General features: G+C 44.2%; 1 protein-coding gene. It reads left to right on the top strand.

Translation table 11 applies throughout. The annotated features are described in order from the left end of the window. Positions 1-267, top strand: a 267-nt coding sequence (locus AAEY83_RS15550; RefSeq protein ID WP_351060370.1) for a PrpF domain-containing protein, incomplete at both ends; no start/stop codon positions are given.

The following is a 267-nucleotide window of genomic DNA, read 5'->3' as shown; positions in this document are numbered from 1 at the left end:
CTCTAGCTGTGGTTTAAATACTGATAGCGTCAAGGCAACTTTTATCAGTGCCGGTATTCCAACTATTTTTATGAAAGCAGAAGATTTTGGGTTTACGGGTACCGAACTGCAAGGTGATATCAACAGTAATAGCGAAACCTTGGCGAAGCTTGAGAAAATCCGTGCCAAAGGCGGCGTAGCGATGGGCATATTCAAAGACGTCAGTGAAGCACAAAGCAGTCAACATATTCCAAAGATTGCTTGGGTTGCTCCTGCGCAAAGCTATAC

It is taken from the genome of Psychrobacter sp. TB20-MNA-CIBAN-0197, from assembly GCF_040309765.1.
Taxonomy (GTDB): domain Bacteria; phylum Pseudomonadota; class Gammaproteobacteria; order Pseudomonadales; family Moraxellaceae; genus Psychrobacter; species Psychrobacter submarinus.
This window is presented reverse-complemented; position numbering and strand designations above follow the sequence as displayed.